At 38.1% G+C, this 733-nt stretch carries 2 protein-coding genes; both read left to right on the top strand.

The window, feature by feature from the left end; translation table 11 throughout:
• The coding region (locus DW019_RS15340; RefSeq protein ID WP_207663945.1) for a hypothetical protein at nucleotides 1-187 on the top strand (187 nt) is incomplete at its 5' end.
• Complete coding sequence (gene tnpA / locus DW019_RS14805; protein ID WP_022377883.1) at nucleotides 136-603, top strand: IS200/IS605 family transposase; 468 nt, start codon at nucleotides 136-138, stop codon at nucleotides 601-603. The genes DW019_RS15340 and tnpA, both read left to right, overlap by 52 nt.
• Nucleotides 604-733 lie beyond the last annotated feature (130 nt).

Genomic DNA, 733 nt, shown 5'->3' with positions numbered 1-733 from the left:
TTGTATTGGCAATAAAAATAAACCACCTGCTATGCAGGTGTGTTCCCAAACAGCTTTAGCTTCAAGTAAAAAACCTCCATGTTATAATGAATATAAGGTTCGCCAACCAAATCATTACAACAAGGAGGAGTCCAAATGGACAATAATAGTTTATCACACACAAAATGGACATGCAAATATCATATAGTTTTTGCACCTAAGTTTAGAAGAAAGATTATATACAAGCAAATAAGAGCAGATATAGGTCATATATTAAGCGAATTGTGCAAAAGAAAGGGTGTTGAAATAATAGCAGCGGAGTGTATGCCAGATCATGTTCATATGTTTGTGAGTATACCACCAAAATACAGTGTGTCAGAAATAATGGGATATTTGAAAGGGAAAAGTTCTTTGATGATATTTGATAGACATGCAAATTTGAAGTACAAGTATGGAAACAGACATTTCTGGTGCAGAGGGTATTATGTCGATACAGTAGGCAAAAATGCAAAGAAAATTGAAGAATATGTAAGGAATCAGATGCAACAAGATCTGGAATATGATCAGATGTCACTGAAAGAGTACATAGACCCGTTTACGGGTGAGCCAGTAAACAAGGCATAAGCTAAAGCCCTTTAGGGCTTGCCTGTGGTAACTATGCGCATGGCGAATCTTCAATGGCTCTTTAGAGCCGGCTAGTACCACAGGCTTATAGCCGCAGAGGAAACCACCAGCTGAGCTGGTGGTCATGATT

Source organism: Clostridium sp. AF37-5 (genome assembly GCF_003477605.1).
Taxonomy (GTDB): Bacteria; Bacillota; Clostridia; order Lachnospirales; family Lachnospiraceae; genus Eubacterium_F.
This window is presented reverse-complemented; position numbering and strand designations above follow the sequence as displayed.

Excerpts from the sequence above, each read along its gene's own strand:
- tnpA (WP_022377883.1), top strand. The coding sequence starts at position 136 with ATGGACAATAATAGTTTATCACACACAAAATGGACATGCAAATATCAT.